The sequence below is a fragment of the Halomonas sp. ATBC28 genome (genome assembly GCF_005937175.1).
Classification (GTDB): Bacteria; Pseudomonadota; Gammaproteobacteria; order Pseudomonadales; family Halomonadaceae; genus Vreelandella; species Vreelandella titanicae.
The window spans coordinates 297,406-320,876 of record NZ_VCQL01000003.1 but is presented as its reverse complement, the minus strand read 5'-3'; the positions used below and the strand labels follow the sequence as shown (position 1 = coordinate 320,876).

The following is a 23,471-nucleotide window of genomic DNA, read 5'->3' as shown; positions in this document are numbered from 1 at the left end:
ATGACCCAGCCAAAAGGCGCGGGTAGGGTTGAGTTCACAGGTCATGGTGATCTCCAAAACCAACAAGAGATCATTAGTGTGAAGAGGCGTAATTAGCTTGAGTAGATGGGTTTGGTGGCTCGCTTACAATCAAAGTAGCGAAGCCGTCGCCTCCAGCTCTACGCAAATTGCCAGCGGCAGCCAGGATCTCGCTTCGCGTACAGAGCAACAAGCCGCAGCTTTGCAGCAAACCGCCGCGAGTATGGATGAAATTTCATCGATTGTGCAGCAAAACGCAGATACTGCCGGTCAAGCACAGCAATTGACCCAGGACGCCGCGCAACAGGCGAATAGTGGTAAGCAGGCATCTGAACGCACCAGCCTACTGATGCGGGAATTAGAAGAGACCTCGCACAAAGTCCATGACATTATTCAGGTGATTGACTCAATCGCCTTTCAAACCAATATCCTGGCGTTGAATGCATCGGTAGAAGCTGCCCGGGCTGGCGAGCACGGTAGAGGCTTTGCGGTGGTGGCCAGCGAAGTTCGCTCCTTAGCCACCAAGACCTCCACCTCATCGAAAGAAATACGCACCATGATTGAAGATATCTCACAGCGTATTGTTGTCGGTGCGGAACAAGCAGCGAAAAATGGCCATGATATGGCGGAGATCAACGAAGCTATTCGTAAAGTGACGGAAATGATGCAAGAGCTTGCTCTCGCCGCAAAGGAGCAGGAGTCGGGCATTAGCCAAGTCAGCACAGCGGTATCCCAGATGGACTCGGCGACCCAGGAAAATGTATCGCTGGTTGAAGAGACCAGCACCGCGTCAGCCTCACTCCAGGATGAAGCTACTCGTTTGGCCGAGTTAGTCACGACCTTCAAACTTAAGCGCGTAACGCACGGTGGCTCGGAATCCCCCACCGCCTCTTCATCACCGCAGGCACTTGCAGCGTCTAACGCTTACTCAACTAGAAAACTGCCCAATGCCACACCTGATTGGGAAGAGTTTTAATTCATGTTTTTGGGCCAGCTTGACTGGCCCTTTTTCCATTGGTCTTCCGCTTCAGGTCATAAAAATTAGCGGCTCGTTAAATGCGAATATCGACATAATACAACTTGCGGATGGCGCCCTGTATGCCGCTAAAAGCAAAGGCAAGCATCAGCAAGCGATTCACAAACCTTAGTCGCTCACGTCAAAACAGTGCTGCAACTGCTGCTCAGCGACGTCGCTGCCCATCGCCGTTAACTTAGCGATATTGCGCTCAGGAATCGCGTCGGTATCGCCGTAAAACTCGATCGCCTTTTCAACACTCTCTTCACGTAGCAGATGCACCATGGCATAGGGAGAGCGATTGGTATAGTTGGCAGCGTCATCGGGCTCAGCCCCGTCGAAGCAGTAATCGGGATGAAAAGTAGCGAGCTGATAGACCCCTTCATATCCCTGATCGACCAAGATACTTTCGGCCAGCTCAACAAAATCCAGGTAGTGATCAAAGCTTTTAAAAAGCGTAGGAAATACCAGCAACGTCGTTTCAGTTTCAGGGTGTTCGTCCAGCCACGCTACCTCGACCATCAGCTCTTCAAGCGCCACTTCAATTTTTTTAGAGCGCACAACCTCAACGCGGATGGCTTCACGCGCTAGCTCCCGCTGAGCGAACGGGCAAATATCGTGGGCGACAATGAAGGTGCGCACCCAGTTCAGCGTTTGCGCGGCTACTTGGTCATCTGCGTGTTGGTTATCTGTGTGCATAGCACCCTCATGATCATGGTTAGGTCGGCGATGGCCGACGCTTTATGCGCAGCAGTTTACCAACTGTTCATGACCAACTACACGTGCTCTTGGTAGCGCTTCAGGGCGACTTCATAGGATTTATGGATATGGTCGTCCATTAATTCACGCGCTGCTTTAGCATCCCGCTGTAGCGCCAGCTCCACCAGCTGATGATGCTGCTCGTCCAGCTCTTGACGTATCGTCGGCATTTTTGGCCCCAAACGTCGGTAGCGATCGAACTGGTCGTGTAACTGCTCAATAAAACGCAATAACCAGACTGACCCACACGGCGCCACCAGGGTGCGGTGAAACTGTGTATGCAGATGCTCCCACTCTTCGCCTTTATCCAGGGTTATATCGGCCCGTTTCAGGCGATGTGCGGCGGCAAGCAAATCGGCCTCCCAAAGCGAGTCACCGTTAGCAATAGCTCGCTCTAGCGCCATCCCCTCCATTTCCAGGCGCATTTGGGCAATATCGTCCAGTTCATCCCGCGATAGCTTCGGCACCCGAAAGCCGCGCTGATTCTCCTGCACCAGCAACCCATAAGCCGCCAATCTATTGAGCGCTTCTCGCAGCGGGCTCAAACCGACTTGATAGCGCTCTTTGAGCGCATTGATAGCGAGCTTTTCACCGGCCACAAAACGCCCACCCACCAAATCCTTGCGTAAATGATCAAACACGCGACTTGATGCGGTACCCGCTGGCCCCACTGGCCCTACTGACTTGGCTGACGTAGGTAGAGAATTATTCATCACGATGTCCTTTGTTTATCTCAGTTCCCGCTGTCCATTCTGTTTTGACTGTTGACGTTGGGTCGGGCACTACCTATATTCTATTTTAGACAAGATAATCGATTTTTTAACCTACAAACGATAAATAAGGTCTAGGTATGCTTCTGATCTCCTCTTTGGCTTCGCGGGATATGCATCAATGACACCACCCGCCACCTCCTGGCAACTTTTCTGGGCCTTTTTCCGCATCGGCATCTTTGGTTTCGGTGGCGGCCCCGCCATGATCCCATTAGTGCGCGCCGAGGTCGTCACCCGTCACCATTGGTTAACCGATGAAGAGTTTGCCGATGTACTGGCGATTGGTAATACCTTACCCGGCCCCATTGCCACCAAGATGCCCGGCTATATTGGCTATCGTGTAGGTGGAGTCGTCGGCTGTATTGCGGCCGTCATTGCTATTATCGTCCCGATGATTGTGGCGATGATTGTCATGTTAGGCATTTTCAGCCGTTACCGTGATGTGGCTTGGATTCGCGGCATGGGCCAAGCCGTGGTGCCGGTGGTCATGGTGATGATGGCGCAGCTCACATGGGACTTTTTTGATAAATCCCAGGCCGCTCTTGGCTGGCTGGTCAGCATTGCCATGGCCATCATTGCCGCCGGGCTGATCTACTGGCTTGGCATTCACCCAGGCTGGGTGATTGGCGCCATTCTACTTGCCGCCCTCCTGCGCCCTGCCGGTAAGAAAAAAGCGGAGGGAGCGGCATGATTTATTGGGATCTCTTCCTAGCCTTTTTTATCCCAAACATTATCGGCTATGGCGGCGGCCCGGCCATTATTCCACTGATCGAAGCCGAAGTGGTTGGCCGTTATGGCTGGATGACCGCACAAACCTTCGCGGAAACATTAGCCCTCGGCAACGCATTACCTAGCCCTATCGCGACCAAAATGGCCGGCTATGTGGGCTATGAAGTAGCGGGTATTGGCGGTGCCTTCATTGCCGTAGCTGCCACAGTGATCCCTACGCTGCTACTCATGTTAGGCGCGTTAGGGTTGCTCTACCGTCATCGTGATTCCCCCCGGGTTAAGCGCATGAGCCAATGGGTGCGCCCAGTCATCGCCATGATGATGGCCTGGCTGACCTTGGGGTTTCTGCTCGAAAGCCTTAATACCAGCGGGGCGATTCATACCCTGATCATTGGCATAGTCGCCGCTATAGCACTGATTCGTTTTAACACGCACCCCGCCTTTGTGGTTATGGGCGCCCTGGTTTATGGAGGGCTTATTATTCCGTAAAGATAACTCAAACTTTACAAAAACTTATAAGTAACACCACTCAACACGCCAAAACTCACAACAATTCATGGATCAATGGGGTAAACAATGACACTTAAATCGCTATTCACTACCACCGCCTTAGCAGCAGCACTTTCTATACCCGCCTTTGCAACAGCTGCTGATAATTATCCTGAAAAGCCAATCGAATTTATTGTGCCCTGGGGGCCAGGTGGCGGCAGCGACTTGCTAATGCGTTTGGTAAGCAAACATCTTGAAACAGAGTTAGGCCAAGCGGTGCCTGTGATTAATATGCCTGGAGCAAGTGGAACGGTAGGACTGCGTGAAGCCTCACGCCGAGATAGCGATGGATACACTATTTCGCAAATACATGAAGGTTTGCTGATCGCGCACCATTCGGGGGTGACAGACCTCAACTGGGACGATTTTGATGTCGTTTCCATGATGACCAGCGATAACTCGGTCATCGTAGTAAATGCCGATACTGGTTGGGAAACACTCGAAGACATGCTCGAAGATGTCACCTCAAACCCAGGTGAGTATCGGATGGGCGTTACATTAGGTGGTATTCCACACTTATGGGCAGTGCAATTTGAAGAATCCACAGGCACTCAGTTTGGCTATGTGGGGTATGAAGGGACTGGAGAAAGGTTACGTGCGCTCGCGGGTGGGCATATCACAGTGGCTATAGAGGACTATTACTCAGCACGCGCCTTCGTAGAAAATGGCGATTTGAACGTGTTAGCAGCGGCTACTTCTGAACGCATTGAAGAACTACCTGATACACCCACACTTAAAGAACTGGGGCATGATCTTGAGTTTTTAGTTACTCGTGGGGTTGTTGTGCCCAAAGGAACACCCGAGTCGGTCGTTTCAACACTGGAAAGTGCGCTTAAAAATGTCGCTAATAGTGAAGGGTTTAAAACCGACATTGAGAATGTAGGCGGCACAGTGCGTTACCTTAACAGAGAAGACTATACCGCTTATTTAGAGCGTAATAACGAGTTCATTGAAAACAACGCCCACCTCCTTAATTAAGGTAACGTTGTGCTTTAGGAGGTTTTTATGGAGCGCAGAAGCGCAGAGACAGCTCTAATCCCGGCGTTACAAGTGCTGTCTTACCTTATCATCGCCCTCGGTGCTTTATTCATGGCCTTCAAGGCCGGCTCATTGCCGGCCTCTCGTTGGGAACCCATGAGTGCAGGTACTTTCCCACAAATTATCTTTTTCAGTATTGCAATTTTATGCGGCATGGCAGTTATCTTTGAACTCTCCAAACACGGCTTACCGCGTACAACCTTTTGCATTGCCTGGAGAAGACTAACCGCACTTAAAGCCGTCATCATCAACCTGGTGCTATTTACTGTGTATATGATAGCAATGCCTATTGCGGGATTTATTATCAGCACTTTTGTATATCTGCTTACTACACAGCTTTACCTAGCCCCCAGGAAGGCTACTACCGTAGCGATTGCCATCTTCGTCGCCATTCTCTTTTCTGCTGGGCCTTACTATTTATTTTCTGAGGCCTTCAACATCTATCTTCCTCGTGCTCAATGGTAACGTAACCTATGACTGATGCTTTCCTCGTAGCGCTAGGGGGCGTGACCGAGCCCTATACGCTATTACTCATGGCAGTAGCGACTTTTGCAGGTATTGTTGCCGCCGCAATACCCGGCTTTACGATTACCATGGCCATAGTCCTTACGTTGCCTCTTACATTTGCCATGCCCCCCATGCAGGGCATTGCGGTCATGCTATCTGTCTACGTAGGTGGACTAAGCGGTGGCTTATTTAGTGCCGCTCTGCTGGGCATCCCAGGCACGCCCTCATCAGTTGCAACCACCTTTGATGCCTTCCCTATGGCTCGACAAGGTCATCCTGGGAAAGCACTATCCTTGGGATTATTTGCTTCATTCGTGGGCTCTATTATTTCTATTGCTGTGCTGATCGTGGCCGCGCCTCCACTCGCACTTCTAGCGGTTAAGTTAGGACCCTGGGAATATTTTGCGCTTATTATTTTTGCTTTGACTGTCATAGCAAGCCTAGTGGGTGACTCTCTTATCAGGGGGCTAATCGCGGGTCTAATCGGGATCGGCATCGCCACTATTGGGCCTGACCCACTCATGGGGCGCGAGCGTTTTACCTTTGGCTATGAAATCCTGACCGCGGGCATACCGTTCCTGGTTGTATTAATAGGCATGTACGCCATGAGCCAGCTACTCTCCGAATTAGAGCCTGCCGCCGGAGACAAACAGCCCTCTTCTGGCGCATTAATCAGTGGAGACATGCGCCCTCACCTTTGGCAAACCATAAAAGACATCTTATTGAAGCCCGCCAATGTTATACGCTCATCATTGCTCGGTGTGTTTATTGGTGCAGTACCCGGTGCAGGTAGCTCAATTTCTAATCTATTAGCTTACGACCAAGCTAAACGAGCGTCTAAGCACCCAGAAACTTTTGGTAAGGGTGAACCACAGGGCGTTGTTGCTTCTGAGTCAGGCAACTCATCAACGGTAGGCGGCAGCTTAATACCATTGATAGCGTTAGGCATACCAGGGTCTCCCGCCGATGCAGTTCTCATGGCAGCCATCATGGTACACGGCATCAGCATTGGCCCGCGCTTAATACTTGATCATCCCGACTTGGTTTACAGCATGTTTATTGCCATGGCGATAGCTTCTGTCTTCATGCTGTTAATAGGCGTTATTTTAATGAGGGCTTTTTTACGCCTACTAAATGTACCTAAGTATATTGTTGTTCCCGTTGTATTAGCTTGCTGTGCAATTGGTACTTACACCCTGAACAACCGCTTATCCGACCTTTATCTACTTGCCTGCATTGGTGCAGTGGGATATCTGCTTAAAAAACTGGATTATCCGCTAGCACCTCTTGTACTTGGCGTTGTATTGGGCCCTATAGCAGAAACCAACTTAAGACGGGCCTTCCAGACAAGCACTGACTGGACGCTCTTCTTCACTCGGCCAATATCAGCGCTGCTGCTTACACTGGCGGTTGTTTCTGTGATTTACAGTATTTATAGCTATATGAAACAGCGCCGCCTAATGGCTCGCCGTCTAGATGCCACATCTAAATAGGAATCACAATGCATACTGACCCACACTATTACCCTTCCGCCTCACGTCGTATGGTCACGTTTGGAAAACGTGGAATGGTCGCTACGTCTCAGTCGCTTGCTGCACAAGTCGGCATAGATATGTTACGAAAAGGTGGCAATGCCATTGATGCTGCCATTGCTACAGCTGCTGCTTTAACCGTCGTTGAGCCAACCTCTAATGGTATTGGTAGCGATGCTTTTGCTCTTGTGTGGGTAAAAGGTGAGCTACATGGCCTCAATGCTAGCGGCCCTGCGCCAAAGAGTATTTCATGTGATGCCGTCAAGGCCCTGGGTCATGAGGAAATGCCCGCCCATGGATTAGTGCCAATCACAGTACCCGGTGCGCCAGGCGCCTGGGCTGCGCTTTCAGAGCGTTTTGGTAAACTGCCTTTTGAGCAGCTGTTAGCGCCAGCAATAGAATTAGCTGACGAAGGTTTTGCTGTATCAGCAGTAGCCAGCCAACTCTGGAAAAGTGCAGAAGAGCGTTATGGAAAATACGGGACAGATGAATTTGCCTCCTGGTTTACGCACTTCACTCCCAATGGGCAGGCTCCCAAAGCAGGTGACATTTGGCGCTCTCCTGATATGGCAAAAACGCTGCGTGAAATTGCCAATAGCCATGCGGATGCGTTTTATCAAGGCAGCCTAGCGGATGCGATGGATGCCTTTTCACGTCAGCATGGCGGCTTCTTACGCAAAGAAGATTTACAAGCTTTCAAACCAGAATGGGTCAAACCCATAAGTGTCCGATATCGCGGCCATGATATTTGGGAAATTCCTCCCAACGGCAGCGGATTAATTGTGCTTCAAGCCTTGGGTATTCTTGAATCTTTAGGCGAACAGTCAAATGATCAGATAGACACTATCCACCGCCGGATAGAGGCTACAAAACTTGGTTACGTAGACGGCTTAAACTACATTACTGAACGCTCATCTATGCAGCCGAGCGTTGAGCAGATGCTATCGAATGAGTACCTTTCGCAACGCGCAGAGCTTATTGGCCAAGACGCCATTGACCCCATTCATGGCAATCCATTAAGGGGGGGCACCGTTTACCTGGCAACCGCTGATGATGAAGGTAATATGGTGTCATTCATTCAAAGCAACTTTGAAGGCTTTGGCTCTGGCATCGTAGTACCGGGCACCGGCATTAGCCTGCAAAACCGTGGCTGGTCGTTCTCCCTCGACCCGCAGCACCCTAATGCACTAGCCCCCGGCAAGCGCACCTACCACACCATCATCCCAGGCTTTATCACCAAAGATAACCAAGCCGTTGGGCCGTTCGGTGTGATGGGTGGCTATATGCAGCCCCAGGGCCATGTGCAGGTGGTAACGGCGATGCTTGAGGATCAACTGAATCCTCAGGCGGCGCTCGATATGCCGCGTTGGAAATGGACCAAAGGCAAAACCATCGAAGTTGAAGCCGACTTCCCCAATCACTTAGCGCTTGCCCTGGCACGCCGCGGCCACGACATCGTTAAAGTCGCCGATTCAATCAGCTTTGGCCGTGGCCAAATCATTCTGCGCGATCCTGACACCGGCGTACTCCAAGGTGGCACCGAGCCACGCACCGATGGGGCTGTGCTCCCCTGGTAATATCTCACCACTAAACTGGGTCTCCGCCGTGTTGCCGTTGAAGGCAACCGGCGGCTGAGCTGGCTATCCACGCTCAACCACCGCATCATGGCACTCTTTTTTTCGTCGGTACTTTTTGCCAGCCTAACTATGTCTCCACCACCTTCTGAATCGACTTCCTCACCACTAAGCGGCTTTTTTGGCGTATTTCGCTATAGCCGACGTGCACTTGGCTTAGTCTGGGAAACCTCTCGCTGGATGATGCTTGGGCTGGCGCTGTGCACGCTGGTCGCAGGGGTTCTGCCTGCCGTGGCGGCCTGGGTGGGTCAGTTGATTGTGGATGGGGTGGTGAGTGCCATGGAAGCCCATCAAGCAGCCACTGATCCCAATCTGCTAGCGTCCATCACACCGGTGCTAACGCTGGTGGGGATCGAAGCCGTGATTATTGCGCTCATTGCCCTGGCCCAGCGCGGCCTCTCAGCCCAACAGTCACTGCTGCGTGCGCTGCTGGGGCAGAAGGTCAATGTGATGATTCTGGAGAAAGCGGGACAACTGTCACTTAGCCAGTTTGAAGATTCAGAGCTTTACGACCAGCTCACGCGAGCGCGCCGTGAAGCATCTACGCGCCCGCTTGCACTGGTGAATAAAACCTTTGGGCTGCTGCAAAACGCTATCTCGCTGGGTAGCTTCGGCGTGCTACTGGTGCAGTTCTCCCCTTGGGCGCTGCTGATTTTGGTGGCAGGCGCCCTACCGGTATTTATCTCAGAGGCCAAATTCTCGGGCGATGCTTTCAGGCTGTTTCGCTGGCGCTCGCCGCAAACCCGTATGCAGATCTATTTAGAGACGGTGCTTGCAAGGGAAGACAGCATTAAAGAGGTCAAACTGTTTGGCCTTGAAGGGCTGTTTCTCAAGCGCTATCGCGACATTTTTACCAAATTGTTTGCTGAGGATCGCCGCCTAACTTTGCGTCGTGAAAGCTGGGGGTTTCTGCTCGGCCTGCTTGGCACCTTAACCTTTTACGCCGCCTACGCCTGGGTGGTGATTGAAACGATTGCCGGGGCGCTTACCCTGGGCCAGATGACCATGTACCTGATGGTCTTCAAGCAGGGTCAGGCCGCGCTCTCCGCAAGCCTCACCGCGATCAGCGGCATGTACGAGGATAACCTCTACCTCTCCAATCTTTATGAGTATCTTGAGCAGCCAGTGGAGGGAGAGAGCGGTACACTCACTCAGGGGGCACTGCCCGGTGACGGGCTGCGCTTTGAGCACGTTAGCTTCTCCTACCCTGGCGGCGACTCTGTTCTCCAAGATCCGGTTCTTCACGATATCTCACTGCACCTCTGCCCTGGGCAGAGCCTGGCTTTGGTAGGCGAAAACGGCTCGGGTAAGACGACCCTTATCAAGCTGCTCACGCGGCTCTACCACCCAACCCAAGGCCGAATTCTGTTAGATGGTAGCGACCTGCGGGATTGGAGTACCCAAGCACTACGTGAACGCACCGGGGTGATTTTTCAGGACTTCGTGCGCTATCAGTTGCAGGTGGGCGAAAACCTTGGTGTCGGCGATACTCATGCCTTTAACGACCAAGAAAGGTGGCAGAACGCCGCTCGTCACGGTATGGCGGATGAGTTTATTACTCGCATGGCCAACGGCTACAAAACCCAGCTTGGCCGCTGGTTTAAAAATGGCCAAGAGCTCTCTGGTGGCCAGTGGCAGAAAATTGCCCTCTCCCGAGCGTATATGCGCGAAAACGCGGACATTTTGGTACTGGATGAACCTACCGCTGCCATGGATGCTGCCGCAGAAGCCGAAATATTTGCCCGCTTTCGCGAGCACAGCCGCAATAAAATGGCGATATTGATCTCTCACCGTTTTTCCACAGTACGCAGCGCTGATCTCATTCTGGTTATTGATCAAGGGCATATCGTTGAACGCGGCACCCATGAAGAACTCCTGGCCACTGCAGGCCGCTATGCGAAACTATTTCAACTCCAGGCAGCGGGTTATAAATAGCCACTAAAATATTAATAATTCTTATTATAATTATGTTTAAACTCTTACCACGCTAATTAAAATCTCGAACGTGAACAAACGTCACAAGCGTTACAAATCTGTCGACCGTTCTAACGCTTTAAAGGTAATGTGCTCTCATGGTTTGACACTACAGGAGTGGCACATATGAACCGTCTTCATCAGATAAGAGTTAAGTATGCTCTTGCCTTTATCAGCGTTGCGTTAGCACTACTGGTTATTGTGGTAGCCGATGCACTGCTGGTTAATATGGTAAAAAGCCGTTTAGATACGTTTATCACCAACTATATTCCGGCGACTTCAGCCACACTCAACGGCGACCGAGACCTTTATCAAGCACGCGTTGCTGAGATTGAGTATCTGTTATCTGACCCCAGCTCCGAGCGAGCAACAGCGTTAATCGCCGAGTTTGAAGAGAATGCTCAGCAGGCTTATGACCGCATGGGGCTCTACGCCGAACTAATGCAGAACTACCCAGAGCTAACCAAGCAACTAGCTAACTTTGAAACGCTGTATAGCGATTGGAAACAAGAGGCAACACGTGTTTTTGAGCTGCACCAAAGCGGTAATACCGCAGCAGCATTAACGATGCTATCCGGTTCATCATTAGACGACTTTAATGCACTGCGTGATATATATGATGTATCGGGAATAAATATTGAGACAGCCACTTATCAAGCAGAAGCAGCGGTGGTTGATAGAATCCAAGTGCAGCAAACATCCACTATTATTGTTGCTTTAATCATCTTTATTGCTGCAACGCTTATTGCGCTACTGGGGCCGCTAATGATGTCTCGGGCTATCCGTCAAATTAGTGGACGTATTAAAGAGATTACCGAAGGCGATGGCGATTTAACCGCGCGGATTGAGAGTCAACGCCGTGATGAAATTGGTGAATTGGCACAACAGTTCAATGCCTTTATTAAACGCATTGACGATACGCTTCAGTCAGTTAGCAGCAGTACCGTTAGCCTGCAGCATGCATCTACTGAAATTGCCAAAGGCAGTCAGGAGCTTGCGGCACGTACTGAGCAAGCTGCTGCGAATTTACAGCAAACCTCTGCTTCGATGGAGCAAATCGCAGCAGTGGTCAACAACGCCTCTGATTCTGCCCAGCAGGCTGACCAGTTGGCGCTTTCAACCCGGGATCTCGCTCAACAGGGTTTGCACTCCATGCACAGTGTTGAGCAGACAATGGATACGATTAACGACTCTTCCTCTGAAATCAGCAGCATCGTCAACCTTATTGATAGCATCGCTTTTCAAACCAATATCCTGGCGCTGAATGCGTCTGTAGAGGCCGCCCGCGCAGGCGAGCATGGCCGAGGCTTTGCGGTAGTTGCCCAAGAGGTACGTATATTGGCCAGCCGCTCAAGTGATGCATCCAAAAACATTGCCACTCTGATCAATACGTCGTTAAACCGCACAAAGGTGGGCGTTGACCAAGTGAAACAAACCGGCGTCACCATGCAGGAGATGGTAAAAAGCATCGAGCGTGTGGCGGACGTGATTGCTGAGATCAGTGCTGGTGCTAAAGAACAGAGTGTAGGTATCGGTCAAGTAAATGACGCAGTCAACGAGCTGGATAGCATGACCCAGCACAATGCCTCCATGGTAGAAGAGTCCAGCGCTGCGGCGGCGGAACTAAGAGAACAAGCCGACCGACTGGGCGTGCTAGTGGGAGGCTTCAAGCTCAGCAATGCTAACGCGCAACCAGCTCTTGGCAAAGCAGCGCTTGCCCCTACAGCTAATAAGCCCTCACCTACGCCTAATGTCCCGCGTCGTTTAGCGAGCTCACAGCAGCCTGAATGGGAGTCGTTTTAAGCAATCTCCCTTAGTTTTCTAAGTATCCTTGGACTCATACTGAGTCCAAGGAAGTTTCGTTACCGGCTTATATGCTCATCCATTTCAGCAAGCTCTTCGTCTAGCCGCAGCCGCTCATCGTAGTCATCAAAGGTATATGTATGCTGTCTGGTGCTTTAATTATTGATGATGATTGTAGTGTCCAACTATTGGGCAGAATGCTACTACGCCAGCACGGTTATCAGGTGGTGACGGCAAGCAGTTTTGGCGAGCTGGTGCGCCAACCCGACCTACTCAATGTCGAGCTGATCTTGCTTGATCTCGGGCTAGGTGAATTTACGAGCCTTGATATTCTGGAATATCTTTATGATTTACGCTTAAACGCTTCAATTTTATTAATTAGCAATTATACGGAAGAAACTGCCGCGCATGCGCTTGCAGCAGGTGAAGCAAAAGGCTTGAAAATGTTAGGTTTCCTATCTAAATCCAAGCTACTCACCGGTCTAACGACATTTCTGGGGCCATTAAAAAAAGCGCCCAAAGCGCCTACAAGCGTTGAATTGGCGAAGGCCATTCGTGAACAACAGCTTTTTCTAGCTTTTCAACCCCAAATAAGCCTGCAACAAGGCACTCAACAAGGGCAGGTTATTGGCGTTGAAGCGCTGGTACGCTGGCAAGACCCTCAACGCGGCGTGCTATACCCCGACAGTTTTATACCTCTAGCAGAGCAAAACGACCTGATGCTTCCACTCACTTGGTACGTTATTGAGCTTGCCATGAAGCAGCAAGCCCAATGGTTGTCACAAGGGTGGGACTTAGACGTCTCGATAAATATACCGGCGGCCTTTATTCAAGCAGAAGGCGTACTAGACGCGTTTGATCAACTCACCCAAGCGCATCATGCTGTGCTTAGCAAGATCACCCTGGAACTCACCGAAACAGCGGGGGTTGAGTGCTTGGGCTACGCTAGCTACGTGCTCAAAGCGTTGCGACAACGGGGCTGCAAACTGGCGTTAGATGACTTTGGTACCGGCCACTCTTCGCTGACACAGCTCTATCGGTTGCCTTTCAGCGAGCTCAAAATTGACCGTAGCTTTGTCTCACTGATCGATCAGGACAAAGAAGCACTGGTGATAACAGAGTCGATTGTCGACTTAGGCAAACGCCTGGGACTGACTGTTGTCGCCGAAGGTATCGAAACGTCGGCACAGTTCACTCGGCTTGTTGAAGCCGGGTGCACTGTTGGACAAGGCTACGGTATTGCACACCCGTTAACCGCCGACGCTTTCAACACCTGGTTACGCGAGTACTCACCGTCCGCCCCCTAATAACGCATCAAACGAACATGCTTTCTTGCTCCAAAGCCAGCTTAGTAGTGGCCTCAAGAGCAACTAAACGCTTCAGATAGATCATCAATTCGCTTAATGGGGCTTCTAGCGCTGCTTGCTCCAATTGGCTTGCTTGCTCAGCAATCGCAGCACAGCCTAGAGAGGAAGCGGCACCCTTTAGTGAATGGGCTTCTAGGCACAAGGCTTGTCGATCCTCTGACTGCCAGTAGGCATTCAAGCGAGCGATACGTTCACCAAGCCGTGTTAAAAACGTGGTCAGCAGCGCATCCAGTGCCTTGGGTTCAAAGGTACTTTGCAGCTCTTCGCAAAGACGCTTATCGAGTACTTGAACTGCCCCAGCGCTATCACCCAGCGATTCGGGGCTTTTAATAGGAACGGTAGCGTGAATACTGACAGATTCAACGCTTTCATCATTTAACAGATAGCGGCCAATCACCTGATGCAACTCATCGCGCGTAAAAGGCTTGTGAATCATATCGTCCATGCCGCTTTGAATGCAGCGCTCTCGGTGCTCAGGCATCACATTGGCGGTCATCGCCACTATGGGCAACTTAGGCAGTTGATGCACAGCTTCATAATCGCGCCAGCGTTGGGTGGTTTCCGTGCCATCCAGCTTAGGCATCTGCATATCCATTAACACCAAATCAAATCGACCATGGTCTGCTTTCAACTGATCGAGCGCTTCCTGGCCGTTCTCTGCAACCGATACCTGCTGGCCAAGGCGCTCAAGCATGACGCGTGCCACCGTTTGATTTAGCGGGTTATCCTCTACCACCAAGATATGGTGATGGGAGGGCATTGCTGGCAGGTGTTCACCGCTTTGGTAAATGGCCAAAGGTTCGGTTTCCGGCAGGCTGACGGTGAACCAGAATCGACTGCCGAGCCCCTGCTGGCTGTTAACACCTATCTCGCCCTGCATGGCATCGACCAACCGCTTACAGATTGCGAGCCCAAGCCCCGTGCCTTCGTGACGACGCGCCATTGAGGTATCCACTTGCGAGAACGCCGAGAACAGCTGTGCTTGATCCGCTTCCGCGATACCACAGCCAGTATCGTGTACCTCCATAAGAATATTATCGTCTCCAAGAGGTTTTATCTGGCATTTGACGAACCCCTCTTCCGTGAACTTCAAGGCATTATTGATTAAGTTCATCATGACTTGGCGCAGCCGCGCGATGTCTCCCAGCACATAACGGGGCAGCGCCGGGTCGATAGCGTAACTAAAGGAGACCTTCGCCTTTGGTTCGCGGAGGGTATAGCTTTCACAAAGCTGGTCGATGCATTGGTGAAGATCAAACGGCTGGATATCCAGATCGAGGCGCCCCGACTCAATTTTGGTGTAGTCGAGAATATCGTTGATCACCGCGCGTAGGCTCTCCGCACTGCGCTTAAGAGCGGCTAAATAAGTCTCTGCACTTGTTGTTTTAACCTCCTCGCTTAACAAATCCGCCATACCCACGACACCATTTAACGGGGTTCGAATTTCATGACTCATCACCGCCATAAACTCAGATTTTGCCAGACTCGCTTTCTCTGCTTGCCTAGCTGCCTCATTTAGCTCTTGGCTCTTGGTTTCTAACGCCTGAGCCTTACGATGACTGGAGCGCCCTTCTAGAATCAGCGCGCGAACCAACATGCCACCTGAAAGCATTAACAGGACAATAAGCAACAGCACCAATCCGTTGAGACTTGTCAATGCGCGGTGTTCCTCACTATGCATATGGGAAACATGGGCGTTGGTTTCGATCAAAATGTTACCGCTGAGTTGCTGTAGCTCAGCCGTTTGCTGCAGGAGGATAGCCGTTAACTCGCTATTTAACTGGGTAGGGTTGTCCCATACCGTTTCGAGTAGGGTTTCCATCTCTAGAATGCGGATGTGAGCTTGTTGAATGACCGCCTCAATATCCTCGAGTTTCGCCACGACTTTTCCTATTTCACCTTGAAAAAAAAGTGATTGTCGGCTGAAGAGAATCTCAAAACGCAGCAACACATCATCAACCGTAGCCTTCCCAGCACTCGTTTCGAATAGCGACAAGCGCAATTCGCGCACCTCTCGATCAAACTGATACCCGGCCCATAACACATTTTCGAGCAACCGCTCCTCCTGCGCATGCTGACGGTTATAAATAACCCCACCGGTGGTTAGCGCTGAAAGAAAAAAAAGGATCGCCGAGAATGTAGCGACCCTGGTACGGCGGGAAAAATAGAACTTAAAAAAAGCCAGCATGATTGCTACTCGGTTATATTACTCAACGTCGATTCGTGTCACCTGCCACACAGAGCGCGAAAATATCTCTTCATCTAGCAGTTCGGGGTGCTGGTCAAAGGGGTAAATGACAAATAGCGGCCCCTGATCACGAATTCGCAGCGCTTTGCCGTTTGCCTGCATAGCCAGAATGACATCGTAATTCTCAAAATCGCTGATAGGCACCGTCGCGGCGTACTCATTCAACGCTACCACACGAATATTCTCCCCCTCGGCACCGACGGCTTCCAGGATAGCTCGCCCCAATGGGCCAGAGAAGCGCATCACGCCGTCGTGCCAGGGCGTGCGGGTAATCGTTTCGTGCTGCGCCAAGCCTTCTAGCATCGCTTTATCAAAATGGGCTTCGTCACCCACATTCGTCTGCCCCACCTTTCCACTCACCACCAATATCACCGGGCCTTCAGGTACTTCCAGGGCGATAGTGTGGGTCGACAGCAAGGCAAGTCCTACCGCGACGATGAAAACCACGAATTTAACAACCATAGGGCGACGTATCATGCTGCACCTCGGTGCTGACCGTTGAAAGTGCAGAAATTGTATATCGGCCGTTGGCGGGCTAACTGTGAACCTTTGTGTCAACGCATCATCATCCACTAAACTTAACGCGTGAGCTTGCCGCCTCTACACGGGTGACATTTATAAGACGACAATAAGGGAAATTAGCATGCATATTGGCGTACTTGAAGATGACCTCGACCAACAGGCCTTTATTGAGCAGTGCCTACTAACGGCAGAACACCAAGTCTCGCTGTTTAGTCGCTCTAGCGAGCTTCGCCGGGCGACGCAGCAGCACACCTTTGACCTGCTCATTATCGATTGGCGCCTGCCCGACAGCGACGGCATGGATGTGGTTGCTCATCTTCGCCAGCACGACAGCTGGCATGGGCCAATCCTGTTTATTACCGCCAGCCAGGGCGAAGACGATGTTGTTAAAGCCCTGGAGCGAGGCGCCGATGATTTTCTCGCCAAGCCCCTTCGCCCCAGTGAGCTGATTGCCAGAGTGAGTGCGTTAGGTAGACGCTCTGGCTATGCCACATCGCGCCCTGCACCGGCCTGTCCCGAGATATTTACCCTGCATACCGATGAGCACTACATCAGCGTGGCGGGCGACGCCATTGATTTAACCGAACGTGAATACCGGTTAGCCACGCTGTTTTTCTCTAAAATGGGTGAGCTAATTACCCGTGCGCACTTACTAGAGCTGGTGTGGGGCATTAAAGGAGATATTTCGACGCGTACCGTTGACACCCACGTAAGCCGCCTACGCCGCAAGCTGGAACTGGATGGTCGGCATGGCCTGCGTCTACGTAGCGTTTACCAATCGGGGTATCGCATGGAAACTTGCCAGCCCCCCCACCTTGAACAAGTCGCTAAATAGATTGACGCTCATATAAGCATCGGTTAAAACATAAGAGCTCCCCTTTAAGGGGCAGTTCTTTTTTATTAACGAAACTTTTTCAGAGACCTTCTCATGCGCTGGCAAATCCCCGCGACACGAATGAATAAGCTGCATCGCATTATTAATAATGCGGTATCAGCTTATTATTGTCGCGCGCCAGAGATGTAAAGAGGAAATTGGCCGCGGCAAGTGTCGCGGCCATGTTGTTTTATCGTTACCTTTGAGACTCCCTGATCGCGATGTTGCCCGGCCTCCTAACCCAGGAGACCGACCCCATGGCAATCGCAACCATTACCCGCAAACTACTCAGCGCTTTCACCCACTATCGTACCCAGCGGCGCTTTTACGAAGACCCGCGCTTTCATGACCCGCACCTGTTAAAAGATATCGGTTTACGCTGGGAGCAGGGCCATCTGGTATCCATTCATGGTGTAGAGGAACCAAGTCAGCGCAACCAACGCCATCAGGCTGAAACCCGCGATGCCTACGAAAAATGTCCACACTGTGGGAGTAGGTTGGCATAGCCAACGCCCCGGTCACAGGAAGTGGCCGGGGCGTTTTCACTTTATAACTCCCACACACGCTCATTTTTACGTGCCAGCCAAGAGCCAGACTTGTTCTTGGCATTGAAAAAAAACAGAGGTCTTGTTATTTTGAACCACCATTTCTTTTTTAGAGAACAACGATTCGGAGTATCTATGGAATTTCGGCAAGCTATCCACAGTGAACATGCGAAGCAACTAGACACCCAAGGGCTTCGCGACCAATTCTTAATCGAAGAGTTATTCGTAAAAAATCAGTTGACGCTGGTATATAGCCACCTTGATAGGCTCATCGTTGGTGGTGTAATTCCGGTCGACCAGCCCGTCCCTATATCTACGTCCATGTGCAAGCATACAGGCACCGATTATTTCCTCGAGCGCCGAGAACTAGGCACGATTAATATCGGTGGGCCTGGGAAGATTACCGTGGATGGTACGCAGCATTCTGTGAATACCCATGAAGCACTTTATATTGGTAAGGGAGGCCGTGAAGTGCAGTTTGAAAGCACTGACACTTCCAATCCTGCCGCTTTTTATATCTGCTGCACCCCAGCCCATCAGACTTACCCCACACGCAAAGTCACGCTGGATGAAGCATCTCCCCAAACACTAGGCAATGCCGCGAATAGTAACGAGCGCACCATTTATAAATACTTGGTACCCGACGTGCTTCCAACCTGCCAGTTACTCATGGGCATGACGCGCCTGGAAGAAGGCAGTCTCTGGAATACCATGCCTTGCCACACCCATGAGCGTCGTATGGAGGCATACCTCTATTTCGATATGGCTGATGATAGCGTGGTCTTTCATATGATGGGCGAGCCACAAGAAACGCGGCACTTGGTCGTCCGCAACCGACAGGTGGCCCTTTCACCCAGTTGGTCCGTTCACACCGGAGTTGGCACAGGTAGATACACCTTTATCTGGGCAATGGCGGGTGAAAACCAGACTTTCTCCGATATGGATCATATTGTGATGGATGACCTGCGCTAACGTACAAGGAGCCATAATGAGTAATGCTTTATTCAATCTAAGTGGCAAAACAGCCATTATAACCGGCTGCAATACCGGACTTGGCCAAGGTATGGCCTTAGGGCTCGCGGAGGCGGGCTGTAATATTGTTGGGGTTAATCGACGTTCACCTGCAGAAACCCAGCAAGGCGTCGAAGCAATGGGAGTGCAATTCCTGGCGATTGAAGCCGACTTGGGAAGTACCACGCCTATCGCTGAGATAATGCACAAAACCGAGCAGCAATTTGGAACAGCTGACATCTTAATTAATAACGCTGGCATTATTCGTCGCGCTGATGCGTTGGAGTTTACTGAGCAAGACTGGGACGACGTTCTCGACGTAAATCTCAAGAGCCTATTCTTTCTTTCCCAGGCATTCGCACGAGCCTGCATTCATCGGAAAGGTCGAGGAAAGATCATCAACATCGCATCAATGCTATCTTTTCAGGGCGGCATAAGGGTGCCATCGTACACCGCCTCAAAAAGCGGTGTGCTGGGTCTAACACGGCTAATGGCGAATGAGTGGGCCCACCTAGGCATAAACGTTAATGCTATCGCCCCTGGTTATATGGCTACGAACAATACAGAAGCGTTAAGAAATGACCCGGAGCGCAGTACGGAAATTTTAAAACGTATTCCAGCTGGCCAATGGGGCTCGCCCGAGGATCTTGCTGGTGCTGCGGTATTTCTCGCCTCTAACGCATCCAATTATGTACACGGTCATACACTCGCTGTCGATGGCGGCTGGCTTGCTCGCTAGCCATAGCCTTCCTTCAAACAAAAGGCGCCAACTATTAAGTCGGCGCCTAATGGCTCTGATGCCAGGTGCTTTGATTCCCACATTACTAAATTTAAGAAGCTTCTACAGGGTCAGAAAATTTGTACTCATGAAAACCCAGTCCAGAAGAAACACGTTGCCCGGCCTTAAACAGTAACTTGATATACTCGTCTCGCTTTTGCTCATCGTAACGAACAACAGGAAAAGACAAGCTTAGCGCCGCCACCGCCTTACCAAATCTATCAAATACAGGCACTGAAAGGCAGCGCACCCCCAGCTCAGCCTCTTCCCTGTCTTCAGCAACACCAGTAGAACGAATTTTAGGCAATTCATTCATCACGGCTTCCGTGCTAGTCAACGTATGTTGAGTACGTGCTATGAACTCTGTGGTTTCAAGAATCTGACGCGCTTTATCTTCATCCATCCAGGCTAATAAGGTCTTGCCCATGGCAGTTGAGTACACAGGGCTACGTCTTCCAATGCGCGAATTCATGCACAGATTGAAATGAGAGTCATATTTATGCAGATACACAATATGCTGGCCATCTTCATCCAGAGCGCCTAAATGAATAGCCTCATGGGTGTACTCAGACAGCGCCCGCATTTCAGTATTAGCCAGCTGAATCATATCCACGTTTTCGAGAGCCGCCCCACCCAGCTCAAAGAGCTTCAGCGTAAGAGCATATTTTTCCGTCTCCTCTTCCTGTACGACATACCCAAGCTCTTTCATGGTTTGCAGAAAGCGATACGCCGTGCTTTTAGAAGTGAAAGAGCGCTGCGAGAGCTCAGAGAGGCCTATGCTCGGTTGCTCGGCAAGCCCTTCAAGAATAGCGAAAACCTTCATGACGGCTGCCACATTGTCAGGCTTTTGCGAAGCGGCCATATATCACATACCTCGTTTCATAAAAATTGGACTGATGGTCTGAATTTACCTCAAAAAACATCTAATTGCCATCTCCATAAGAGAGCAACCCAATCGGAATAAGGCAGAAACTCGACCAAAGCATAAAAGAAACGCCGTTTCAATTTTAAAGACACGATGATACATTAAATACGAACCCGAGGGCCATTAAATGAAATTCTCATTCATAACGCTTGAACACGGCATGGGTTCGGACACTATCTAATAACACTAACAACGGAGAAAATATGACTATATTCCGCCAGGGGAAATGGGTAGCAGGAATCGCGGCAACCTGTACTGTACTGACGCTTTCCAGTACCGCATGGTCGGCAGAAAACATTCTGACTATGAAGTTAGAGCAAACGACCAATGATCATGCTTTAACGCTTCCCAAAATTGCTATTACACGGATATTTGAAGACTCCTCATCGTTAATGTTCGAAAAGTCTTGGTTCTGGCAAGATGGCGTTCATGAAAGCGGCTGGCCAAAACACGATGAAGCATTCGTTAATTACTCTTTCCCCTCGTTCCAGCTAGACCAACAAAATCAGTGGTCATTGACACCACAGGTTGGTGCAAAATTCAGATCCAACGTAACTCGCGCCCTGGCAGGCTTAAGGATAGGCTACAAAGGAGATGGCTGGGGGTTAGCAGGACGCTACCGTTACGAACATGACACTAGCCATGAAACTGCAATAGAAAGCCGTGCGGGACGGATAGATCTATATGCTACCTATAACGTAAATGACGACTGGATGCTGCTTTATAATCCCCATTACCATTTCAAACATGAAAGCAGCTCTCCAAACTTCGGCACTGGCGACCGCGACTACGTAGAACATGAATTCCTTGTCTTCAATAGCTTGAACGCTAATAACACTATCTTCGGCGGGTATGTTCATAGAGATCGCAATAGCTCAGATGCTGGCATGGATCCTGGGCAACGTAACAGTTCTTTGCTAATTGGTTATCAGTATAAATTTTAGTGTATAAAAAGGTAGGAGAAATTAATTTCTCCTACCTACTATCATCTCTGGACTAGGTAAACTGATAGCTAATTAGCAAACAAAAAGCACTTAAAGCTAAGAGAGAAATTACAATGCTAACAATACACGCCGCCATGGACAAAATATTAAAGCTCACATGCTGCCTACTTTTTATATCGATGGTGGGTGTCGCTAGTTGGCAAGTAATAGCTCGTTATGTACTCAACACACCTAGCACGATATCAGAAGCCCTGCTCAGATTTTCACTGGTATGGTTATCAATGCTAGCAATTGCTTACGTTACCGGCCAACGAGAGCATGTCAGCTTAACGTTACTCACCGACAAATTAACAGGAAAATGGAAAATTGGCTGCGACTTTTTAATGGAGTTTTTATTTATTGTATTCTCTGCCGTAGTACTTATTTATGGAGGCATGCAAGCGACCTCAAATAGCATGAGCCAAATTTACCCAATGCTTAATATACCCAAAGGTCTTCTCTACCTATCACTTCCTGCATCTGGAGCAATTATTATTGTTTACTGCCTTAATAATTTCTGCCTTATTTATAAAAATATATTTTTAACCAGGAGTCAGGCGTCATGATGTTAGATGCTGGCATTATATTAATAGCAACATTTCTTGGCCTGCTTATCATTGGCGTGCCGATTGGCATTTGTATTGCTGTCTCTTCAATGGCAACCATACTGATAGCCCTACCGCCTGAAATTGCTATTTTCACGACTGCTCAAAAAATGGTATCAAGCTTGGATAGCTTTACACTTTTGGCAGTACCCTTTTTTATTCTTTCCGGGGTTTTGATGAATCATGGGGGGATCGCTTTAAGATTGGTTAACTTTGCCAAGTTGTTCAGTGGCCGGATCCCTGGCTCGCTAGCACATACCAATATCATGGGTAATATGATGTTTGGTGCTATTTCCGGATCCGCGATTGCTGCCTCTACCTCCATCGGTGGTGTGATGGTACCCATGAGTGAAAAGGAAGGCTATAGTCGCCCTTTTTCTGCAGCTGCCAATATCGCTTCCGCTCCAACGGGTATGCTGATCCCCCCAACTACTGCTTTCATCCTTTACGCGCTAGCAAGCGGAGGTACATCTATTTCAGCGCTCTTTGCTGGCGGCTTGGTCGCTGGCTGCTTGTGGGGGCTAGGCTGTATGCTAGTTGCCTATATGACGGCGAAGTCTCGTGGCTACACCACAAAAATTGATTTACGTAACTCATCAGTGTGGAAGGTAATAACAGATGCCCTTCCAAGCCTGTTTTTGATTGTAATCATTATTGGTGGGATCGTACTTGGCGTTTTCACAGCCGTAGAAGCATCTGCTATTTCAGTTATATATACGATGCTGCTAACTATCTGCTTTTATAGAACCATTAATTTTTCGACGTTTCAGTCAGCGCTTATAAAAGCACTTGAAACGACGGGTGTTATTATGTTTTTGCTAGCAGCCTCTGCTGCAATGTCATTCGCCATGTCGATTACCGGGCTGCCCTCCGCCTTAAGCAGCATTATTCTTGGACTTTCTGACAACCCTGTAATTGTATTGCTAGTCATCACTGTGATGCTGTTAGCTATCGGATGTTTCATGGATATCGGCCCAGCCATCTTGATTTTCACACCAATACTATTGCCCATCACTAATCAGATAGGGCTTGATCCCGTCCATTTTGGGATCGTGATGGTATTCAATCTTTGCATTGGTACCATTACCCCGCCTGTTGGAACCGGTTTATTTGTAGGCGCTGGCATCGCAAAAGAGAAGGTAGAAAACTTACTTCTCCCACTATTACCTTTTTATATTGTCATTATGTTTACGCTGCTTTTGATCACCTACATCCCACAAATAACGCTATTCCTACCCAGACTCATGGGCCTTTAATCTCATAATCATAAATGGAGCATATCCAC

Annotated in this window: 22 protein-coding genes; 17 read left to right on the top strand and 5 right to left on the bottom strand. The window is 50.0% G+C overall.

Translation table 11 applies throughout. The features are described 5' to 3' along the window. Nucleotides 1–97 precede the first annotated feature (97 nt). A complete protein-coding gene (locus tag E0L35_RS05015) occupies nucleotides 98–994 on the top strand; it encodes a methyl-accepting chemotaxis protein (protein WP_249362094.1) in 897 nt (298 codons plus the stop codon). 168 nt (nucleotides 995–1,162) lie between these two features. On the opposite strand, the gene E0L35_RS05010 is transcribed toward E0L35_RS05015, so the two are convergent. Next, entirely contained in the window at nucleotides 1,163–1,732 is a 570-nt protein-coding gene (locus E0L35_RS05010) for a DUF1415 domain-containing protein (protein ID WP_027959910.1), read from the bottom strand. A gap of 77 nt (nucleotides 1,733–1,809) precedes the next feature. Then, nucleotides 1,810–2,505, bottom strand: a complete 696-nt coding sequence (locus tag E0L35_RS05005) for an FCD domain-containing protein (RefSeq protein ID WP_022520673.1) — start codon at nucleotides 2,503–2,505, stop codon at nucleotides 1,810–1,812. Nucleotides 2,506–2,683: 178 nt separating this feature from the next. Between E0L35_RS05005 and E0L35_RS05000 the strand changes: the two genes are divergently transcribed. From E0L35_RS05000 to E0L35_RS04960, 9 genes are all read left to right on the top strand, one after another. Beyond that, entirely contained in the window at nucleotides 2,684–3,253 is a 570-nt protein-coding gene (locus tag E0L35_RS05000) for a chromate transporter (protein ID WP_009287174.1), read from the top strand. After that, on the top strand, nucleotides 3,250–3,780 hold the full coding sequence (locus E0L35_RS04995; RefSeq protein ID WP_027959912.1) for a chromate transporter: 531 nt from the start codon (nucleotides 3,250–3,252) through the stop codon (nucleotides 3,778–3,780). The genes E0L35_RS05000 and E0L35_RS04995 overlap by 4 nt, the downstream gene beginning before the upstream one ends. 87 nt (nucleotides 3,781–3,867) lie before the next feature. Beyond that, on the top strand, nucleotides 3,868–4,818 hold the full coding sequence (locus E0L35_RS04990) for a tripartite tricarboxylate transporter substrate binding protein (protein ID WP_027959913.1): 951 nt from the start codon (nucleotides 3,868–3,870) through the stop codon (nucleotides 4,816–4,818). Between the two features lie 27 nt (nucleotides 4,819–4,845). Further along, on the top strand, nucleotides 4,846–5,343 hold the full coding sequence (locus E0L35_RS04985; protein WP_027959914.1) for a tripartite tricarboxylate transporter TctB family protein: 498 nt from the start codon (nucleotides 4,846–4,848) through the stop codon (nucleotides 5,341–5,343). A gap of 8 nt (nucleotides 5,344–5,351) precedes the next feature. After that, the gene (locus E0L35_RS04980; protein WP_027959915.1) at nucleotides 5,352–6,878 is read left to right on the top strand and encodes a tripartite tricarboxylate transporter permease; all 1,527 of its coding nucleotides are present in this window, start codon (nucleotides 5,352–5,354) and stop codon (nucleotides 6,876–6,878) included. Nucleotides 6,879–6,886: 8 nt separating this feature from the next. Next, nucleotides 6,887–8,494, top strand: a complete 1,608-nt coding sequence (locus E0L35_RS04975; protein WP_027959916.1) for a gamma-glutamyltransferase family protein — start codon at nucleotides 6,887–6,889, stop codon at nucleotides 8,492–8,494. 129 nt (nucleotides 8,495–8,623) lie between these two features. Next, entirely contained in the window at nucleotides 8,624–10,486 is a 1,863-nt protein-coding gene (locus E0L35_RS04970) for an ABC transporter ATP-binding protein (RefSeq protein ID WP_027959917.1), read from the top strand. Between the two features lie 165 nt (nucleotides 10,487–10,651). Beyond that, the gene (locus E0L35_RS04965) at nucleotides 10,652–12,328 is read left to right on the top strand and encodes a methyl-accepting chemotaxis protein (RefSeq protein ID WP_035538592.1); all 1,677 of its coding nucleotides are present in this window, start codon (nucleotides 10,652–10,654) and stop codon (nucleotides 12,326–12,328) included. A 140-nt stretch (nucleotides 12,329–12,468) separates the two neighbouring features. Then, a complete protein-coding gene (locus E0L35_RS04960) occupies nucleotides 12,469–13,635 on the top strand; it encodes an EAL domain-containing response regulator (protein WP_027959918.1) in 1,167 nt (388 codons plus the stop codon). A gap of 7 nt (nucleotides 13,636–13,642) precedes the next feature. Here the strand turns inward: E0L35_RS04960 and E0L35_RS04955 are convergent, their stop codons facing one another. Further along, entirely contained in the window at nucleotides 13,643–15,883 is a 2,241-nt protein-coding gene (locus E0L35_RS04955; RefSeq protein WP_138799815.1) for an ATP-binding protein, read from the bottom strand. Nucleotides 15,884–15,901: 18 nt separating this feature from the next. Further along, a complete protein-coding gene (locus E0L35_RS04950; protein WP_223828005.1) occupies nucleotides 15,902–16,420 on the bottom strand; it encodes a molybdopterin-dependent oxidoreductase in 519 nt (172 codons plus the stop codon). Between the two features lie 166 nt (nucleotides 16,421–16,586). On the opposite strand from E0L35_RS04950, the gene E0L35_RS04945 reads away from it, so the two are divergent. From E0L35_RS04945 to kduD, 4 genes are all read left to right on the top strand, one after another. Next, on the top strand, nucleotides 16,587–17,300 hold the full coding sequence (locus tag E0L35_RS04945; RefSeq protein ID WP_009287164.1) for a response regulator transcription factor: 714 nt from the start codon (nucleotides 16,587–16,589) through the stop codon (nucleotides 17,298–17,300). A gap of 296 nt (nucleotides 17,301–17,596) precedes the next feature. After that, complete coding sequence (locus E0L35_RS04940; RefSeq protein ID WP_027959921.1) at nucleotides 17,597–17,845, top strand: hypothetical protein; 249 nt, start codon at nucleotides 17,597–17,599, stop codon at nucleotides 17,843–17,845. Nucleotides 17,846–18,019: 174 nt separating this feature from the next. Further along, nucleotides 18,020–18,856: a 5-dehydro-4-deoxy-D-glucuronate isomerase gene (gene kduI / locus E0L35_RS04935; RefSeq protein ID WP_138799814.1), complete on the top strand. Its 837-nt coding sequence runs from the start codon at nucleotides 18,020–18,022 to the stop codon at nucleotides 18,854–18,856. 16 nt (nucleotides 18,857–18,872) lie between these two features. Further along, complete coding sequence (kduD, locus tag E0L35_RS04930; RefSeq protein ID WP_138799813.1) at nucleotides 18,873–19,634, top strand: 2-dehydro-3-deoxy-D-gluconate 5-dehydrogenase KduD; 762 nt, start codon at nucleotides 18,873–18,875, stop codon at nucleotides 19,632–19,634. A gap of 91 nt (nucleotides 19,635–19,725) precedes the next feature. Here kduD and kdgR read toward each other — a convergent pair whose 3' ends face one another. After that, nucleotides 19,726–20,535: a DNA-binding transcriptional regulator KdgR gene (kdgR, locus tag E0L35_RS04925; RefSeq protein WP_138799812.1), complete on the bottom strand. Its 810-nt coding sequence runs from the start codon at nucleotides 20,533–20,535 to the stop codon at nucleotides 19,726–19,728. A gap of 266 nt (nucleotides 20,536–20,801) precedes the next feature. Between kdgR and E0L35_RS04920 the strand changes: the two genes are divergently transcribed. The 3 genes from E0L35_RS04920 to E0L35_RS04910 all read left to right on the top strand — a co-directional run bounded on the left by E0L35_RS04920 (nucleotide 20,802) and on the right by E0L35_RS04910 (nucleotide 23,442). Further along, nucleotides 20,802–21,542 carry an oligogalacturonate-specific porin KdgM family protein gene (locus tag E0L35_RS04920; protein WP_138799811.1) on the top strand — a complete coding sequence of 247 codons (741 nt, stop codon included), beginning with the start codon at nucleotides 20,802–20,804 and terminating at the stop codon, nucleotides 21,540–21,542. A 113-nt stretch (nucleotides 21,543–21,655) separates the two neighbouring features. Further along, entirely contained in the window at nucleotides 21,656–22,147 is a 492-nt protein-coding gene (locus tag E0L35_RS04915; RefSeq protein WP_138799810.1) for a TRAP transporter small permease, read from the top strand. Further along, the gene (locus E0L35_RS04910) at nucleotides 22,144–23,442 is read left to right on the top strand and encodes a TRAP transporter large permease (protein WP_212751661.1); all 1,299 of its coding nucleotides are present in this window, start codon (nucleotides 22,144–22,146) and stop codon (nucleotides 23,440–23,442) included. Before E0L35_RS04915 ends, E0L35_RS04910 begins: the two co-directional genes overlap by 4 nt. Nucleotides 23,443–23,471 lie beyond the last annotated feature (29 nt).

Bases quoted from the DNA above. Each gene is read 5' to 3' on its own strand.
- E0L35_RS04995 (WP_027959912.1), top strand. From the start codon at position 3,250: ATGATTTATTGGGATCTCTTCCTAGCCTTTTTTATCCCAAACATTATC.
- E0L35_RS04960 (WP_027959918.1), top strand. From the start codon at position 12,469: ATGCTGTCTGGTGCTTTAATTATTGATGATGATTGTAGTGTCCAACTA.
- E0L35_RS04915 (WP_138799810.1), top strand. From the start codon at position 21,656: ATGCTAACAATACACGCCGCCATGGACAAAATATTAAAGCTCACATGC.
- kdgR (WP_138799812.1), bottom strand. From the start codon at position 20,535: ATGGCCGCTTCGCAAAAGCCTGACAATGTGGCAGCCGTCATGAAGGTT.
- E0L35_RS04975 (WP_027959916.1), top strand. From the start codon at position 6,887: ATGCATACTGACCCACACTATTACCCTTCCGCCTCACGTCGTATGGTC.
- E0L35_RS04955 (WP_138799815.1), bottom strand. From the start codon at position 15,883: ATGCTGGCTTTTTTTAAGTTCTATTTTTCCCGCCGTACCAGGGTCGCT.
- E0L35_RS04945 (WP_009287164.1), top strand. From the start codon at position 16,587: ATGCATATTGGCGTACTTGAAGATGACCTCGACCAACAGGCCTTTATT.
- E0L35_RS04980 (WP_027959915.1), top strand. From the start codon at position 5,352: ATGACTGATGCTTTCCTCGTAGCGCTAGGGGGCGTGACCGAGCCCTAT.
- kduD (WP_138799813.1), top strand. From the start codon at position 18,873: ATGAGTAATGCTTTATTCAATCTAAGTGGCAAAACAGCCATTATAACC.
- E0L35_RS04970 (WP_027959917.1), top strand. From the start codon at position 8,624: ATGTCTCCACCACCTTCTGAATCGACTTCCTCACCACTAAGCGGCTTT.
- E0L35_RS05005 (WP_022520673.1), bottom strand. From the start codon at position 2,505: ATGAATAATTCTCTACCTACGTCAGCCAAGTCAGTAGGGCCAGTGGGG.
- E0L35_RS04910 (WP_212751661.1), top strand. From the start codon at position 22,144: ATGATGTTAGATGCTGGCATTATATTAATAGCAACATTTCTTGGCCTG.
- E0L35_RS04985 (WP_027959914.1), top strand. From the start codon at position 4,846: ATGGAGCGCAGAAGCGCAGAGACAGCTCTAATCCCGGCGTTACAAGTG.
- E0L35_RS04940 (WP_027959921.1), top strand. From the start codon at position 17,597: ATGGCAATCGCAACCATTACCCGCAAACTACTCAGCGCTTTCACCCAC.
- E0L35_RS04950 (WP_223828005.1), bottom strand. From the start codon at position 16,420: ATGATACGTCGCCCTATGGTTGTTAAATTCGTGGTTTTCATCGTCGCG.
- E0L35_RS05000 (WP_009287174.1), top strand. From the start codon at position 2,684: ATGACACCACCCGCCACCTCCTGGCAACTTTTCTGGGCCTTTTTCCGC.
- E0L35_RS05010 (WP_027959910.1), bottom strand. From the start codon at position 1,732: ATGCACACAGATAACCAACACGCAGATGACCAAGTAGCCGCGCAAACG.
- kduI (WP_138799814.1), top strand. From the start codon at position 18,020: ATGGAATTTCGGCAAGCTATCCACAGTGAACATGCGAAGCAACTAGAC.
- E0L35_RS04965 (WP_035538592.1), top strand. From the start codon at position 10,652: ATGAACCGTCTTCATCAGATAAGAGTTAAGTATGCTCTTGCCTTTATC.
- E0L35_RS04990 (WP_027959913.1), top strand. From the start codon at position 3,868: ATGACACTTAAATCGCTATTCACTACCACCGCCTTAGCAGCAGCACTT.
- E0L35_RS04920 (WP_138799811.1), top strand. From the start codon at position 20,802: ATGACTATATTCCGCCAGGGGAAATGGGTAGCAGGAATCGCGGCAACC.